This window comes from Kosakonia arachidis (genome assembly GCF_900116535.1).
Lineage (GTDB): Bacteria > Pseudomonadota > Gammaproteobacteria > Enterobacterales > Enterobacteriaceae > Kosakonia > Kosakonia arachidis.
Map to the genome: position 1 here is coordinate 1 of NZ_FPAU01000009.1, position 16747 is coordinate 16747.

13 protein-coding genes and 1 riboswitch are annotated in these 16747 nt (G+C 53.8%); of the genes, 5 read left to right on the plus strand and 8 right to left on the minus strand.

Features of this window, described 5'->3' with window-relative positions:
* Positions 1 to 370 precede the first annotated feature (370 nt).
* Entirely contained in the window at positions 371 to 1222 is an 852-nt protein-coding gene (murI, locus tag BM427_RS22085) for a glutamate racemase (RefSeq protein WP_090125950.1), read from the minus strand.
* Positions 1167 to 3017 carry a TonB-dependent vitamin B12 receptor BtuB gene (btuB, locus tag BM427_RS22090; RefSeq protein ID WP_090125954.1) on the minus strand — a complete coding sequence of 617 codons (1851 nt, stop codon included), beginning with the start codon at positions 3015 to 3017 and terminating at the stop codon, positions 1167 to 1169. The genes murI and btuB overlap by 56 nt, the downstream gene beginning before the upstream one ends.
* A 65-nt stretch (positions 3018 to 3082) precedes the next feature.
* Positions 3083 to 3251, minus strand: a riboswitch (cobalamin riboswitch).
* A gap of 118 nt (positions 3252 to 3369) precedes the next feature.
* On the opposite strand from btuB, the gene trmA reads away from it, so the two are divergent.
* Positions 3370 to 4470 (plus strand): tRNA (uridine(54)-C5)-methyltransferase TrmA, encoded by a 1101-nt coding sequence (trmA, locus tag BM427_RS22095; RefSeq protein ID WP_090125957.1) that lies wholly within the window; start codon positions 3370 to 3372, stop codon positions 4468 to 4470.
* 37 nt (positions 4471 to 4507) lie between these two features.
* Here the strand turns inward: trmA and BM427_RS22100 are convergent, their stop codons facing one another.
* The gene (locus tag BM427_RS22100) at positions 4508 to 4873 is read right to left on the minus strand and encodes a YijD family membrane protein (RefSeq protein ID WP_043955909.1); all 366 of its coding nucleotides are present in this window, start codon (positions 4871 to 4873) and stop codon (positions 4508 to 4510) included.
* Entirely contained in the window at positions 4873 to 5526 is a 654-nt protein-coding gene (gene fabR, locus BM427_RS22105; protein ID WP_090125960.1) for an HTH-type transcriptional repressor FabR, read from the minus strand. The genes BM427_RS22100 and fabR overlap by 1 nt, the downstream gene beginning before the upstream one ends.
* A gap of 196 nt (positions 5527 to 5722) precedes the next feature.
* Between fabR and sthA the strand changes: the two genes are divergently transcribed.
* Positions 5723 to 7123: a Si-specific NAD(P)(+) transhydrogenase gene (sthA, locus tag BM427_RS22110; RefSeq protein WP_090125963.1), complete on the plus strand. Its 1401-nt coding sequence runs from the start codon at positions 5723 to 5725 to the stop codon at positions 7121 to 7123.
* On the opposite strand, the gene oxyR is transcribed toward sthA, so the two are convergent.
* From oxyR to argC, 4 genes are all read right to left on the minus strand, one after another.
* Entirely contained in the window at positions 7106 to 8023 is a 918-nt protein-coding gene (gene oxyR / locus BM427_RS22115) for a DNA-binding transcriptional regulator OxyR (protein ID WP_090125967.1), read from the minus strand. The genes sthA and oxyR overlap by 18 nt on opposite strands.
* Before the next feature lie 259 nt (positions 8024 to 8282).
* On the minus strand, positions 8283 to 9656 hold the full coding sequence (gene argH / locus BM427_RS22120; protein ID WP_090126267.1) for an argininosuccinate lyase: 1374 nt from the start codon (positions 9654 to 9656) through the stop codon (positions 8283 to 8285).
* Between the two features lie 117 nt (positions 9657 to 9773).
* A complete protein-coding gene (gene argB / locus BM427_RS22125; RefSeq protein WP_090126270.1) occupies positions 9774 to 10550 on the minus strand; it encodes an acetylglutamate kinase in 777 nt (258 codons plus the stop codon).
* A gap of 10 nt (positions 10551 to 10560) precedes the next feature.
* Positions 10561 to 11565 carry an N-acetyl-gamma-glutamyl-phosphate reductase gene (gene argC / locus BM427_RS22130; protein WP_090125970.1) on the minus strand — a complete coding sequence of 335 codons (1005 nt, stop codon included), beginning with the start codon at positions 11563 to 11565 and terminating at the stop codon, positions 10561 to 10563.
* A 168-nt stretch (positions 11566 to 11733) separates the two neighbouring features.
* On the opposite strand from argC, the gene argE reads away from it, so the two are divergent.
* The 3 genes from argE (at position 11734) to BM427_RS22145 (ending at position 16746) form a co-directional block, all read left to right on the plus strand.
* Positions 11734 to 12885 (plus strand): acetylornithine deacetylase, encoded by a 1152-nt coding sequence (gene argE, locus BM427_RS22135; protein WP_090125973.1) that lies wholly within the window; start codon positions 11734 to 11736, stop codon positions 12883 to 12885.
* Positions 12886 to 13148: 263 nt separating this feature from the next.
* Positions 13149 to 15800, plus strand: coding sequence for a phosphoenolpyruvate carboxylase (gene ppc / locus BM427_RS22140; RefSeq protein WP_090125976.1), 2652 nt, complete (start codon positions 13149 to 13151; stop codon positions 15798 to 15800).
* Positions 15801 to 15894: 94 nt separating this feature from the next.
* Positions 15895 to 16746 (plus strand): AraC family transcriptional regulator, encoded by an 852-nt coding sequence (locus tag BM427_RS22145; protein WP_090125979.1) that lies wholly within the window; start codon positions 15895 to 15897, stop codon positions 16744 to 16746.
* The last annotated feature ends 1 nt before the right edge of the window (position 16747 follow it).

Consider the following 16747-nt stretch of genomic DNA (forward strand, 5'->3'; position numbering starts at 1 on the left):
AAACTCTTCAATTTAAAGTTTGATGCTCATCGAATTAAACTTCGTAATGAATTACGTGTTCACCCGTGAGACTTGGTATTCATTTTTTGTCCGAAGACATCAAGAATCCATGTCACCTGAGTGCCCACACAGATTGTCTGATAAATTGTTAAAGAGCAGTGCCGCTGTATTTTCGCTGCGGCGCGGGGTGTGCATATTACGCTTTCCCGCTGTGAAGTCAACTGATTATTTTCAGATTTCTTCACCTGACAGGCCGGTGTGTTTGCCGTTGTGCCGTGTCAGTGGAGGCGCATTATAGGGAGTTAATTCCGGCTGACAACCCCTAATTTAAAAAAAGTTTTCAACCGTCTCTTTTTTGTTCAAGGGCGCCCTAAAGAGCCAGTTTTTCGAGCGTTTTAAAGCCATAGCGCTGCAAAACGGGCAATAACTGTGCAGTTTCAGGCGTTAGCGCCATGCAGTACGCAATATTATCACCAGCGGATTTTGCATCCGGCGCTTCATGTTCCAGCAACCAGGCGGCACGACGTGCAATGGCTGCACCGGAATCCACCAGCCGTGTGCCCTCAGGCAGCACCTGCAACAGTTCATCCTGCAGCAGCGGAAAGTGCGTACAACCCAAGACCACAGTATCCGGAGGCTCTTTCATGCGTAACCAGGGACGCAAGATGTGGCGCAGTTCTTCAAGCGACACTTCCTTACCGTGTAGTTTCGCTTCAGCCAGAACCACCAGATCCGCCGACCCCAGCATCTCAATACGACATTCATTCGCGAAACGCGAAATCAGTTCATGCGTATAAGGCCGTTTCACTGTGCCGCGCGTTGCCAGTAGACCTACAATACCGTTTGCCGTTAAGCGCGCGGCCGGTTTGATGGCGGGGACAACGCCAACCACAGGAAAGGTGAATTTGTCACGCAGCGCGGGAAGAGAGACGGTGCTTGCGGTGTTACAGGCGATAACAGCCAATGCGAGGGGATATTGCGCCTGAACAGCGGTAACAATCTCGACAACACGTTCAACGATAAACTCTTCGCTTTTCTCACCGTAGGGGAAAGCGACATTGTCGAAAGCGTAAATGTAATGGAGATCCGGCAGGAGATGCCGAATCTCATCATAGACGGATAACCCACCGACGCCGGAGTCAAACACCAGGACGGTGGGACGCGCGTCAGAAGGTGTAGCTGCCAGACAAGGTGTATTCCCGTCCTGCAGTTTGGTAGCCATAAGCTGTCTCGTACTCTTTATCGAACAAGTTAGCTATTTTACCACGAACTGTAAGGCGAGATGTCACTGGATATGAGGCAGATAGATCAACCGTACTATAACTCGGCAAAACACGTTGCTCAGGGTTATAAATTGACGTGCTATTGTCATAGCGTTTACCGAAGTATTCCCACGCAAGATCCATATCCACATTGTAGATGGACCAGTCGAGTTGGTACTTGGCCTGGCGTTTTGCGCGGCGCGGCAGCACTTCGTTCGTTTCGTCATCACGCGGATCGATGTACTGCAAGGTCACACGATGCGAGAAAATGCCCGTATCGACGCTTCCTGTCCACTCAACGCCTTTAATGGTCGCAGAATTGATGTTGTAGTAAGCCGTATCGCTATAGGTGATCAGATTATCGATCTCATAACGATATGCGGACAGACGCCAGTCAACCGGGCCGGTTAACCCTTCCACACCAGCTTCCCACTGTTTTGACTCTTCCGGTTTCAGATCCGGATTGGAAGCAATGCCAAAGCGCTTCGCGCCGTACTGCTGGCCAAGCGAAGGTGCCAGGAAACTCGTACCGTAGGAGAGCGTCAGGCGGTAGTTATCCACGAACTCCCAGCCAGCAGCCGTTTGCCAGGTGCCGTGCCAGCCGAACGAATCATCTTTATCTTCGCGCCCGGAAGCCTCCAGCGTAACATCACCAAACTGCTGCATCCCGTTCAGGTAGAGGCCGCTGTTATCACGATCGTAGCTGTCGCTCGTGCTTTGATTAGATGAAACCAGACGCTCCTGTTTCCAGTCGACACCTGCGCCCAGCGAGCCTTTACCCACCGCAATATTGTTACCCCACTGAATGTAACGCTGCTCCATATCATCCAGCGTAGTGCCATCGTTATAACGGCCATAGATGCTGCTGTAGTTGTAGTCTTTGCTTTTTTGATAGCTGGCCAGCAGTTGCGAAGAGTAAATCCCCTGGTTGAAATTCAGCCCTGTATCCCAGCCCTGAACATACAACTGGCGCTCATCAGCGCTGTAATCTGGCGAAAACGGCGCACTACCCAGATCGTAATCCACATTATTGCTGAAGTTGTAGCCACGGAAGAAACCGTCAAAATGGTCATCAAACTTATGTTGTAAGCTGCCCCAGAACGTTTTATTACGGTAGCCATCGCGATCTTCGTCATGCTCCCATGTCGAATCCGGCTGCACGTTGAATCCGCGCGTGCTGGTATAAGAACCTGCGGCGGTCACCATCGTATCGCCAAAACGCTGGCGCAAAGTGCCGTCATAGGTTTGATAACCTTTTGAGCCAATGCTGGCGTTGATCTGGGATTTCTCGCTATCCGTCATTGTAATAACGTTAACCACGCCGCCAATCGCGCCGGAGCCATAAACCGCAGAGCGTGGCCCGCGAATATACTCAACGCGCTGCACTATCGAGAGCGGGATTTGATTGAGTTCGGGATCGTTCGAAATCCCTGAACGCGCCACCGGTACGCCATCAATCAGCAGCAGCAGATGTTTTGCTTCTGTACCGCGAACATAAACGGACGCTGTTTGTCCCAGCCCACCGTTTTGCGCGATATCTACGCCCGGTAAACGGCGAAGCACATCAATGAGCGAACGGGATTGCCAGCGATCTATATCCTCGCGCGTCACCACCTCGGTCGGTGCCAGCACAGTTTTAGCCGATTGTTGAAAACGATTTGCTGTCACCACCAAATTGTCTGAGCCGCTATCCTGCGCCCAGCCGGAAAATGCTGTGACGGAGAGCGCCGTCAGCAGCGAAGCTTTTTTAATCATTGTGAGAGCATCCACAAAATAAAAAGGATGCCGCAGGTTCCATCAATAGCACGCGATGATGTCACCAGATGCGACGTATTCCGGCAGGTCTTCGGGCTTGGAGGTACAACAAGACAGGACTTCCCACCACAGGCAGTGTCTGCTGTCTCACCTTAATCCTTACCGCTGCGCGTCAGCCCCAGATTCACACTGGGTTCCCTTTTAACTCACAGGACCGGAACACGGATGCTACATTCTGTTACATATGGATGTCCAGACTGCTAAGTGAGTATTTCAAAAACATCCAGCGCTGGACATCCGGTGAGCAATCCCTACAATCGCCGCGTTATTCTTAGATCTCTCAGGAAGCATCATGACCCCCGAACACCTGCCGACAGAACAATACGAAGCCCAACTGGCCGAAAAAGTCGTACGTCTGCAATCGCTGATGACGCCATTTTCCGCGCCGCTTCCTGAGGTGTTTCGCTCGCCGGTCAGCCATTACCGCATGCGCGCCGAATTCCGGATTTGGCATGACGGGGACGATCTCTACCACATCATCTTTGATCAGCAGACAAAATCGCGTATCCGCGTCGACAGCTTCCCCGCGGCCAGCGAGCTGATTAACGTGTTAATGAAGGTGATGGTTGATGCCGTGCGCAGCAATCACACGCTGCGCCACAAGCTGTTCCAGATTGACTACCTGAGTACCATGAGCAATCAGGCGATTGTGACGCTGCTGTATCACAAAAAGCTGGATAACGAGTGGCATGAAGCCGCCACACAGTTACGCGATGCGCTGCGGGCGCAAAACCTGAATGTGCAATTGATTGGCCGCGCCACGAAAACCAAAATCGAGCTCGATCAGGATTATGTCGATGAACGCCTGCCAGTCGGTGGCAGAGAGATGATCTACCGTCAGGTGGAAAACAGTTTTACCCAGCCTAACGCGGCAATGAATATTCAGATGCTGGAATGGGCGCAGGATGTCACTCGCAACGCCAGCGGAGATTTGCTGGAGCTGTATTGCGGTAACGGCAACTTCTCGCTGGCGCTGGCGCACAATTTCAATCGCGTGCTGGCCACGGAAATCGCCAAGCCGTCTGTCGCCGCCGCGCAGTACAACATTGCCGCCAACCATATTAATAACGTACAAATCATTCGTATGTCCGCGGAGGAATTCACGCAGGCGATGAACGGCGTACGAACCTTTAACCGTTTGCAAGGGATCAATCTGGAAAGCTACCAGTGTGAAACGATCTTCGTCGATCCGCCGCGCAGCGGGCTGGATGCGGAAACCGAAAAAATGGTGCAGGCCTATCCGCGTATTCTGTACATCTCCTGCAACCCGGAAACGCTGTGCAAGAACCTCGAAACATTAAGCCAGACGCACAACGTGTCACGTCTGGCGCTATTTGATCAGTTCCCTTACACGCACCATATGGAGTGCGGAGTTCTGTTGACCAGGAAGTAAGCTCCCTCATCCCTCTCCCGTCAAGGAGAGGGAAAAATCACTCCGACGCCTCATGTTTGCGGTTACGGCTACGCAGGCGGAAACCAATCCAGAAGACCAGCACTACCGACAGCACGGCCGGCAGGAAGTTAGAGCCGATCACCGGGTATTCAGCGCGAACGACCGTACTGTACAGCAGCACGCCGAGAATAAAGCAGGCGGCGGCAAGGCCCGGCAGACCAACTGGCATGGTGCGATTCTGGTAACGCTGATGCAGGCAATAGACCGTAAGCACCAGCGAAATAACTGGAAACAGAGAAAAGGGAACCACGGAACTGAATACAGCAGAAAATGCGCCGTTAATCGATAAGCCAGCAACCAGCGCCAGCAGCAACGTACCTTTATCTTGACCTGACTGTTTCATTACTCATCCTTTGCTTCACTCGTCGATTGATGCGCCAGTTTTTCCTGCTCGCGGCGATACCAGTAATAGGCGCCTTTTGAAATCATCCGCAATTGCAATACCAGCCGCTCTTCTAACTGCCGGCGTTGTTCAGCGCTCACATCCAGCGCCTCTGCACCGGCGTTAAAAACGATCGTTACCATCGCCTCGGCTTGCGCCTCGGTAAAGGCGCGCGGCATATGATTTTCGAGTTCGAGATAGTCGGCAAGTTCCGCGATAAAGTGCTGAATTTCTCGCGCGACCGCCGCGCGAAAAGCGGCTGACGTTCCGGAACGCTCACGCAGCAGTAGCTGAAATGCGTTGGGATTGTTGCCAATAAATTCCATAAAAGTGGAAACCGAGGTACGGATAACACTGCCGCCTTTGGCAATACGCTGGCGCGCCTGGCGCATCAACTGGCGCAGCATCAACCCGCTTTCGTCCACCATGGTCAGACCAAGCTCATCAACATCCCGAAAATGCCGATAAAAAGACGTCGGTGCAATACCCGCCTCGCGGGCAACTTCCCGCAGGCTAAGGCTGGCAAAACTCCGCTCGGCGCTCAGTTGGCTAAATGCCGCTTCCACCAGCGAACGCCGGGTTCGCTCTTTTTGTTGCGCTCTTACACCCATCATTACGTTTGAATCCTTCCTGGGGCTTTCTGGGCAATATACCAGAGAAAAATCCAATCTGATCGTACTGGATTGTGACCGATTATTTACACCCCGTTTCTTCTTTTATGCATGAAAAAAGCACAACAATAATTGGGATATTTCGGCTTTAATGTTAGTATTCTGTTGTTTTTATGTATAAGAACAGGTAAGCCTTACCATGCCAAATTCCTACGATTATGATGCAATTGTAATAGGCTCCGGCCCGGGCGGCGAAGGCGCAGCCATGGGTCTGGTTAAACAAGGAGCACGCGTCGCGGTTGTTGAGCGTTACCATAACGTCGGCGGCGGCTGCACACACTGGGGAACCATCCCGTCTAAAGCGTTGCGCCATGCCGTTAGCCGCATTATCGAATTCAACCAAAACCCTCTCTACAGCGACCATAGCCGCCTCCTCCGCTCCTCTTTTGCTGATATCCTGAACCATGCAGAGAGCGTGATTAATCAGCAAACTCGCATGCGTCAGGGCTTTTATGAGCGTAACCGTTGCGAAATTCTTGAAGGCAACGCCCATTTTATTGATGACCACACGCTGGCGCTGGAGTGCCACGACGGCACGGTAGAAACCATCACTGCAGAGAAGTTTGTTATCGCCTGCGGCTCACGCCCTTACCACCCGGCCGATGTGGATTTCACCCATCCGCGCGTCTATGACAGCGATTCTATCCTTGATATGCACCATGAACCCCGCCACGTCATTATTTATGGCGCCGGGGTGATTGGCTGCGAATATGCGTCGATCTTCCGGGGAATGAACGTTAAGGTCGATTTGATCAACACCCGCGATCGTCTGCTGGCATTTCTCGATCAGGAGATGTCGGATTCGCTCTCGTACCACTTCTGGAACAGCGGTGTCGTTATCCGTCACAACGAAGAGTATGAGCGTATCGAGCCGCTGGAAGACGGCGTCATCATGCACCTCAAATCGGGTAAGAAACTGAAAGCCGATTGTCTGCTCTATGCTAACGGCCGTACCGGTAATACCGACACCCTGCAGCTGAGTAATATTGGTCTGGAAGCAGATGGCCGTGGGCAATTGAAGGTCAACAGCATGTACCAGACCGCGCTGCCGCACGTTTATGCTGTGGGCGATGTCATTGGCTACCCAAGCCTGGCGTCAGCGGCTTACGATCAAGGGCGTATCGCCGCGCAGGCAATGATTAAAGGCGAAGCGACAGCGCACCTGATTGAAGATATCCCGACCGGCATCTACACCATTCCAGAAATCAGCTCCGTAGGTAAGACCGAGCAACAGCTGACTGCGATGAAAGTGCCGTATGAAGTGGGCCGGGCGCAGTTTAAACACCTGGCACGGGCGCAAATTGTCGGCATGAATGTCGGTACCCTAAAAATCTTGTTCCACCGCGAAACGAAAGAAATTTTGGGGATCCACTGCTTTGGCGAGCGCGCGGCCGAAATTATTCATATCGGCCAGGCGATCATGGAGCAGAAAGGTGGCGGTAACACGATCGAGTACTTCGTTAACACCACCTTTAACTACCCGACAATGGCGGAAGCCTATCGGGTTGCCGCGCTAAACGGTTTAAACCGCCTGTTTTAACGCGTTATCGAAATGGCCATCCATTGTACTGCGGATGGCCTCTGCCAGCTGCTCATAGCGGCTGCGCAGCGGTGACCCCGGGCGATAAACCAGGCCAACAGTACGTTTCGGTTCTGGCTTAATGCACGGCAGGTAAACCACGCCATCACGTTTACGTTCACGCGGAACAGAGAGCGCAGGCAACAGCGTGATACCGCTTCCGGCCGCCACCATATTACGCAGCGTTTCCAGACTGGTTGCGCGGAAGTGTGTATCTTCATCGGCCCCGGCTTCAAAGCAGAAACCCATCGCCTGATCGCGCAGGCAATGGCCATCTTCCAGCATCAGCAGTTTTTCGCCGGCCAGATCAGACATCGGTACACATTCGCGGTTCGCCCACGGGTGGTCTTCATAAATCGCCAGCAACATCGGTTCGTCATACAACGGCACCTCAATAAAGGCTTCGCTCTCTTTGACCAGCGCCAGAATGGCGCAATCGAGCTTGCCGCTGTCCAGTTGTGCCAGCAACTGATGCGTCTGCGCTTCGTGCAGGTACATTTCCAGTTTCGGGAAGGTTTGATGCAGCAGCGGAATGATATGCGGCAGCAGATAAGGTCCAACGGTTGGGATCAGGCCAATATGCAGCGGACCGGACATCGTTTCCCCCTGCTGGCTTGCCATTTCCTTCAGCACTTTAACCTCGCGCAGCACCGTACGCGCTTGGTCCACCAGCAACAAACCGGCCTGGGTGAACAGCACTTTGCGGCTGGTACGTTCCAGCAGCATCACACCCAATTCATCTTCCAGCTTCCGGATCTGCCCGCTCAGCGTTGGCTGGCTAACGTGGCAGGAGTCGGCTGCACGGCGAAAATGGCGGTGTTCAGCTAACGCCACAAGGTATTCAAGATCACGAATATTCATTATTCATCCTCCGTCGCCACGATAGTTCATGGCGATAGATAGAATAGCAACGAACGATTATCCCTATCAAGCATTCTGTTGAATAATAAGCACCAGAAACGAAGCGGTGCCTCACTTACCCCTTGATGAGACGGTTAACCCTCAGTTTCTCTCTGAACAACTAAGCCAACGTGAACGTTTAGCGGACCTGAGTGTCCGCTTTTTTTTGCGTAAAAAAGCCCGGCGGAGTGCCAGGCCCGATATTGCGTTTTCTTGCGGATTACACCAGACGCGCTTTCACATCAGCGATAGCCTGCGCCACCTGAGCTGGTGATACGCCGCCTTTCGCCGCACGTTTATCCAGGCAGGATTGCAGTGACAGCACAGGATAAACATCGTCGCCAATCACCGTACTGAATTTTTGCAGATCGGTAAGCGACAGCCCTTCCAGTGGCTTAGCCTGGCGAATCGCTTCCACCACAGCTTCACCAACAATATGGTGCGCTTCGCGGAACGGCACGCCTTTGGCGACAAGATAATCGGCCAGTTCGGTTGCGTTTGCATAACCCTGCTGCGCCGCTTCCCGGCAGCGCGGGCGTTTCACCTGAATACCGTCCAGCACCAGCGCCGCCATATGCAGACAATCGAGCCAGGTATCGAGTGCATCGAACAGCCCTTCTTTGTCTTCCTGCATATCTTTGTTGTAGGCCAGCGGCAGACCTTTCAGCGTCATCATCATGCCGGTCAACGCACCCTGCACGCGGCCACATTTACCACGAATCAGCTCCAGCGCATCCGGGTTTTTCTTTTGCGGCATCAGTGAAGAACCTGAGGTCACCCGATCAGACAGCTCAACAAAACCCGCTTCACCAGAGTTGAAGAAGATCAGGTCTTCGGCAAAACGCGATAAATGCACCATGCCGATCGAAGCATCGGAGAGCAGTTCCAGCACATGATCACGATCGGAAACACTATCCAGGCTGTTGCGGGTTGCCGAGGCAAAACCCAGCCAGCCAGCCAGTTGCTCGCGATCGATTTCATAAGCCGTACCCGCCAGCGCGCCGCAACCGAGCGGGCTGACATCGAGTCGTTTCAGCGAATCCTGCAAACGGCTCTCATCACGCGCCAGCATCTCAACATAGGCCAGCGCCCAGTGAGCAAATGTCACCGGCTGCGCACGTTGCAGGTGCGTATAACCTGGCATTACCGCATCCTGATTATTTTCTGCTGTCACCACCAACGCGCTCTGCAACTGACGGTTCGCCAGTAGTAATTCGCTGATAGTGTCTTTACACCACAATTTCAGATCAGTGGCGACCTGGTCATTACGGCTGCGTCCGGTATGCAGCTTTTTACCCAGTTGGCCGACTTTATCGATCAGTTTGCCTTCTACCCAACTGTGAATATCTTCTGCATCGCTCTGCAGGATCTGCTGCGGATCGGCCTGCACCTCCTGCAACAGGTTGCTCAGCGCCTCTTCCAGCTGCTGTTGTTCTGCCTGCGTCAGTACGCCAACCGTCACCAGCGCTTTAGACCAGGCCACAGAGCCAACGATATCCTGCTCTGCCAGGCGATAGTCAAAGCGCAAAGAGTCGTTGAACTGTTTGAACCGTTGATCCGCTGCCTGAGTAAAACGCCCGCCCCAAAGTGCCATAATATGCTTCCTTAATTTCTTGAATTTCATTGCCGGATAGCGCTGCGCTTGGCCGGCCTGGAGGTTCAGTTCACGCAGGCCCGATAAGGCGTAGCCGTCATCAGGCACATAAATGGATTACGCCAGAATACGCGTACCGATCGGCGTGCCGTTAAACAGTGCCGGTAACTGCTCGGCATGGCGCCAGGAGGCGATATCAACCGGGCGACCCAGTGCGCGCGCAGCATCCAGCGCGGCATTCACTTTGACGATCATGCCATCGGTAATAATGCCCTGCGCGATCAATTGCTCGGCTTTGGCTGCCGTCATTTCAGCAATACGCTGACCTTTACCGTCGAGAATACCACTCACGTCAGAAAGCAGAATCAGATCCGCGCCGAGCGTTGCCGCCAGCGCAGTCGCCGCCTGGTCAGCGTTGACATTCATCAGCGCGCCTTCGTCGGTCACGCCAATAGAGCTTATCACCGGCAGAAAACCACCTTCCAGCAGCGTATTAATCAGTTTCGGCGAGCCTGGCTGCGCCAGCCCAACATGGCCCAGCTCCTCATCCAACGGGGTTACCTTGACGCTGTCGCCATCGCCGAGGAACAGGCCAACGGAAGCGATATGGTGTTTCTTCGCCCATGCCAGCAGCGTTTTGTTGGCGGTACCCGCCAGCGCGCCGGTAATGATGTCGATTTGATCGGCAGGCGTCACGCGCAGGCCGTTTTTCTTCTTCACCGGCAGGTTAAGTTGTTTCATTAACTCATCCACCACACAACCGCCGCCGTGGACAATGACTAAAGGGCGCTGATGAGATTCACGATACTGCACCAGCGCCGTAAACAGACGCTCCAGCGCTTCTTCACTGTCCAGTAATACACCACCGAGCTTAATAATTAATGGATTCATCATCACGCCTGTCTTAAATAAGTGACTGGATTTCAGCATAGCCGAAACGAATATTTGCGCACTGCATCGCCTGTGCCGCCGCGCCTTTCAGCAGGTTATCTTCCGTGGCGACCACAATCAGATGCGCGCCCTGAACGGCAAAACCAATATCGCAGAACGGCAGACCGACCACGTTTTTCAGCGCCGGAACGCCTTTGTCATACAGACGCACCAGCGGTTTGTTGCCGTAAGCCTGTTTGAACAGAGCGGCGACCTGTTCCCGCATCACACCAGGCTTCAGGCGGCAGGTGATGGTTTCCAGTATGCCACGCGGGAAGCTCGCCAGATGCGGCGTGAAAATCACGTCCGTGCCAAGATGCGTGGAAATTTCGGGCTGATGCCGGTGGTTGAAAATACCGTAAGGTTGCAGGCTCACTTCGCAGAAGCTATTGGAGAGTGCCGCTTTACGCCCGGCACCGCTCACACCGCTCGTCGCGTTAATTACCGGCCACTGGTTCAGATCCAGCAGACCGGCATCGATCAGCGGTTTTAACGAGAGCTGCGCCGCCGTCGGGTAACAGCCCGGCACGGCAATTAATTGCGCTTCTTTCAGTTTGTCGTGGTTCCACTCCGCCAGCCCGTAAACTGCCTGCGCAAGCAAATCGGCGTGCTGATGGGTGAAGCCATAGAATTTTTCGTAAAACGCGGGATCGTTAACGCGGAACGCGCCAGAGAGATCAAACACCACACAGCCCGCGGCCAGGCAAACCGGCGCAAGGTCGTGGCTCACTTCATGCGCTGTCGCCAGGAAAACCACGTCCACGCCATCGAGGAACTCAGCAATGTCGGACATCGGCTGCAACGGGAGATCAACAATGCCTTTCAACTGCGGATGTAAATCGGAGATACACTTTCCTGCATCATTACTTTGCGCAGAAACCGTCAAAGCGGTTATGTTCATATGAGGATGGCGATTTACATAGGTCACTAGCTCTGCGCCAGCGTAACCGCTGGCGCCCACAATTAATGTGTTCAACATTGGGGCGGTTTACCTTCTTACGTCACGTGTGCCAGGGAAAGACTCAGCATCCCTCCCGCGTTACTGAGCAAGTCGCCTTTTGGGTTCCCTTACGCTCAGCTTTAATGTATTTTTATTCACATTTAGTGCATGAATATTGATACTATCACGAACTCAGGTATGTCAACAATGAAAATGAATTTGCCGCCATTTATCGAGATTTACCGCGCCCTGATTGCCACTCCGTCAATCAGCGCAACGGAAGAAGCGCTGGATCAGAGCAATGAGTCTTTAATCAATCTGCTGGCAGGATGGTTTGGCGATCTCGGCTTTACTGTTGAAGTGCAGCCGGTGCCCGGCACGCGCAATAAATTCAATATGCTCGCCAGCACCGGAACAGGCGCGGGCGGTCTGTTGCTGACCGGCCACACCGATACCGTGCCGTTTGATGACGGTCGCTGGACGCGCGATCCCTTCACGCTCACCGAACATGACAACAAACTCTACGGCCTTGGCACCGCCGACATGAAAGGCTTCTTTGCCTTTATTCTTGATGCGCTGCGTGACGTCGATGTGACAAAGCTGAGCAAACCACTCTACATCCTCGCCACTGCCGATGAAGAGACCAGCATGGCGGGCGCACGTTATTTTGCCGAAAATACGCAGCTGCGTCCGGATTGTGCCATCATCGGCGAGCCAACCTCCCTGCAACCGGTGCGCGCGCATAAAGGCCATATGTCCAACGCGATTCGTATCCTCGGACAGTCCGGCCACTCCAGCGATCCGGCGCGCGGCATCAACGCTATCGAACTTATGCACGATGCTATCGGCCATATTCTGCAACTGCGTGACAACCTGAAAGAGCGTTATCACTATGCAGCATTCACCGTACCGTACCCGACGCTGAACCTGGGGCATATTCATGGCGGTGATGCGGCGAACCGTATTTGCGCTTGTTGCGAACTGCATATGGATATTCGCCCACTGCCTGGCATGACGCTGAACGATCTGAATGGATTGTTGAATGAGGCGCTGGAGCCGGTAAGTTCCCGCTGGCCGGGCCGACTGACCATTTCTGAACTGCATCCGCCAATTCCGGGATACGAGTGTCCGCCGGATCACCAACTGGTGAGCGTGGTGGAAAAACTGCTCGGCGTTGAAACTGAAGTAGTGAACTACTGCACCGAAGCGCCCTTTATTCAGACGCTGTGTCCAACGCTGGTGCTTGGTCCGGGTTCCATCAATCAGGCTCATCAGCCAGATGAATATCTGGAAACGCGCTTTATTAAGCCAACGCGCGAACTTATTACCCAGGTTGTCCATCATTTCTGCTGGCACTGATCGCCCTTTTTCTCGCGAGTACCCCCTCTAAGCAGGGGGTTTTTATGTGCGCAAAGGGTGACAAATGTCACAATCTCATAAGCATTACTTATCTGGCAGAAAGCGAATTAAATTTCGTAAATTGATGCCATTTATTCGTTTGCTGAAGCGATTTCGCAGCAATTGACGTAGTGGGTTTTACGTGGCTTTATAAAAGGCGGTGTCTTATATCTGCGCGATGGCAGATATAACAAAATAAAATGAGATGGGGTGTCTGGGGTAACATGAACGAACAATATTCCGCTTTGCGTAGTAATGTCAGTATGCTCGGTAAACTGCTGGGAGATACCATCAAGGATGCTCTCGGCGAGAACATCCTCGACCGGGTAGAAACAATCCGCAAACTGTCTAAATCTTCTCGCGCCGGTAATGAAGCCAGCCGTCAGGAGCTGCTCACCACATTGCAGAATCTGTCTAATGACGAACTGCTGCCAGTGGCGCGTGCTTTCAGCCAGTTCCTGAATCTTGCGAACACCGCTGAGCAGTACCACAGCATTTCTGCCAAAGGTGAAGCGGCAAGCAACCCGGAAGTGATTGCCCGCACTATCAAAAAGCTGAAAGACCAACCCAATCTCAACGAAGCCACCATTATTAAAGCAGTTGAATCGCTGTCGCTGGAGCTTGTGCTGACTGCCCATCCAACCGAGATCACCCGCCGTACACTGATCCACAAAATGGTGGAAGTGAACACCTGCCTGAAACAACTGGATAACGGCGATATTGCTGACTACGAGCGCCACCAGCTAATGCGCCGTCTGCGCCAGTTGATCGCCCAGTCCTGGCATACCGATGAAATCCGTCGCAATCGCCCGAGCCCGGTTGATGAAGCCAAATGGGGCTTCGCGGTCGTGGAAAACAGCCTGTGGGAAGGCGTGCCAAATTACCTGCGCGAACTGAACGAACAGCTGGAAGAACACCTTAATTACAAGCTGCCGGTTGATTTTGTGCCGGTGCGCTTTACCTCATGGATGGGCGGTGACCGCGACGGCAACCCGAACGTGACCGCCGACATCACTCGCCATGTGCTACTGCTCAGCCGCTGGAAAGCGACCGATCTGTTCCTGAAAGATATTCAGTTGCTGATCTCCGAGCTGTCGATGGTTGAATGCACCGATGAACTGCGTGAGCTGGCGGGCGCAGAAGGCGCGCGCGAGCCGTACCGTTATCTGATGAAAAAATTGCGTGCTGACCTGATGGCGACTCAGGCCTGGCTGGAAGCGCGCCTGAAGGGACAAAAACTGCCGAAGCCTGCCGGTTTACTGACGCAAAACGAGCAACTGTGGGAACCGCTATACGCCTGCTATAAATCGCTACAAGCTTGCGGCATGAGCATTATCGCCAACGGTGAGCTGCTTGATACATTACGCCGCGTGAAAAGTTTCGGCGTGCCGCTGGTGCGCATCGATATTCGTCAGGAGAGTACCCGACATACCGAAGCGCTGGGTGAACTGACCCGCTATCTTGGCATTGGCGATTATGAAAGCTGGTCGGAAGCGGACAAGCAGGCGTTCCTGATCCGCGAACTGAATTCCAAACGCCCACTGCTGCCACGCCAGTGGGAACCAAGCGATGAGACCCGCGAAGTGCTGGACACCTGCCAGGTGATCGCCGAAGCGCCGCGCGGATCTATCGCCGCCTATGTGATCTCCATGGCCAAAACGCCGTCCGATGTGCTGGCCGTTCACCTACTGCTGAAAGAAGCTGGTATTGGCTTTGCGCTGCCGGTTGCACCGCTGTTTGAAACACTGGATGACCTCAACAACGCCGACGACGTAATGACCCAGTTGCTGAATATCGACTGGTATCGCGGCTTTATCCAGGGCAAACAAATGGTGATGATTGGCTATTCCGATTCCGCGAAAGATGCGGGCGTAATGGCCGCAAGCTGGGCGCAATATCAGGCTCAAGATGCGCTGATCAAAACCTGCGAGAAAGCCGGAATCGAACTGACGCTGTTCCACGGCCGCGGCGGCTCCATTGGTCGCGGTGGTGCGCCAGCGCATGCGGCGCTGCTCTCCCAACCGCCAGGTAGCCTAAAAGGCGGTCTGCGCGTGACCGAACAGGGCGAAATGATCCGCTTTAAATATGGTCTGCCGGAAGTCACCATCAGCAGCCTGTCGCTTTATACCAGCGCCATTATGGAAGCTAACCTGCTGCCGCCGCCGGAGCCGAAACCGCAATGGCGTCATATTATGGACGCACTGTCGGACACCTCCTGCGAGATGTACCGTGGCTACGTGCGCGAAAACAAAGACTTTGTTCCCTATTTCCGTTCGGCAACGCCGGAGCAGGAACTGGGCAAACTGCCGCTCGGCTCGCGTCCGGCAAAACGCCGTCCGACCGGCGGCGTCGAGTCGCTACGTGCCATTCCGTGGATCTTCGCCTGGACGCAGAACCGCCTGATGCTTCCGGCCTGGTTGGGCGCAGGCACTGCACTACAGAAGGTGGTGGAAGATGGCAAACAGAGCGAACTGGAAGCAATGTGCCGCGACTGGCCGTTCTTCTCAACCCGCCTTGGCATGCTGGAGATGGTCTTCTCCAAAGCCGATCTGTGGCTGGCGGAATACTACGATCAGCGTCTGGTAAAACCAGAACTGTGGGGGCTGGGCAACGAGCTGCGTAAACTGCTGCAGGCGGATATTAATGTGGTACTGGCAATTGCCAACGATTCCCATCTGATGGCCGATCTGCCGTGGATCGCCGAATCCATCCAGTTACGTAACATCTACACTGACCCACTGAACGTATTGCAAGCTGAGCTGCTGCACCGTTCGCGTCAGGCCGAAGAAGCCGGTGAAGCGCCGGACGAGCGTGTAGAACAAGCGTTGATGGTGACCATTGCGGGTGTTGCAGCGGGCATGCGTAACACGGGCTAATTTTCTCCCCGCATCGCAAAAGGTCACACTTGCTGTGGCCTTTTTTTATGTCGCCAGCTAAGGTTGTTCCTTCGCCCGTCACGAAAAGGAAAGCATGAGCCACGACGTCAGCCATCTCATCTCACGCCTGATCAACGGCCCGCTGCCACTGCGTCAGGTCTGTTTTGCCGGAGCCACCGGTAGCGCGCCTGCACTGGCCTGTCAGGTCGATTTTCCGCGGCTGGAAATTGTGCTGGAAGGATCGCTCATGGATATCGGGATCGCCGGGGAAGCGACGCTGATGACGCAACATGACGTGCTGTATATTCCAGCTGGAGGCTGGAACTGGCAGCAATGGCAGGCACCGGCCAGCACCTTAAGCGTATTGTTTGGCAAGCAGCAACTGAGCTTTAGCGTGAACCAGTGGAATGGCGAAAACCTGCAAAAGCTGGCGAAACAGCATGTCGCACGCCGTGGCCCGCGCGTGGGTTCTTTCCTGCTGCACACGTTGCATGAAATGCAAATGCAGCCGCGTGAGCAGCAAACCGCACGGCTGATTGTCACCAGCCTACTCAGCCACTGCCACGATCTTCTTGGTAGCCAGATCCAGACCGCTTCCCGCAGCGAAGCGCTGTTCGAAGCCATTCGCAGCTATATAGACGAAAATTACGCCAAGCCGCTCACTCGCGAATCGGTGGCGCAGGCGTTTTACATTTCACCCAATTACCTTTCGCATCTATTCCAGAAAACCGGCAGTCTTGGTTTTAACGAATACCTCACTCACACCCGGCTGGAACATGCCAAAACGCTGCTCAAGGGTTACGACTTAAAAATCAAAGAAGTCGCGCACGCCTGCGGTTTTGTCGACAGTAACTACTTCTGCCGCCTGTTCCGCAAAAATACCGAACGTTCTCCATCAGAATACCGCCAGCAGTACCACAGCCATCTCAGCGAAAGACTGGATTGAG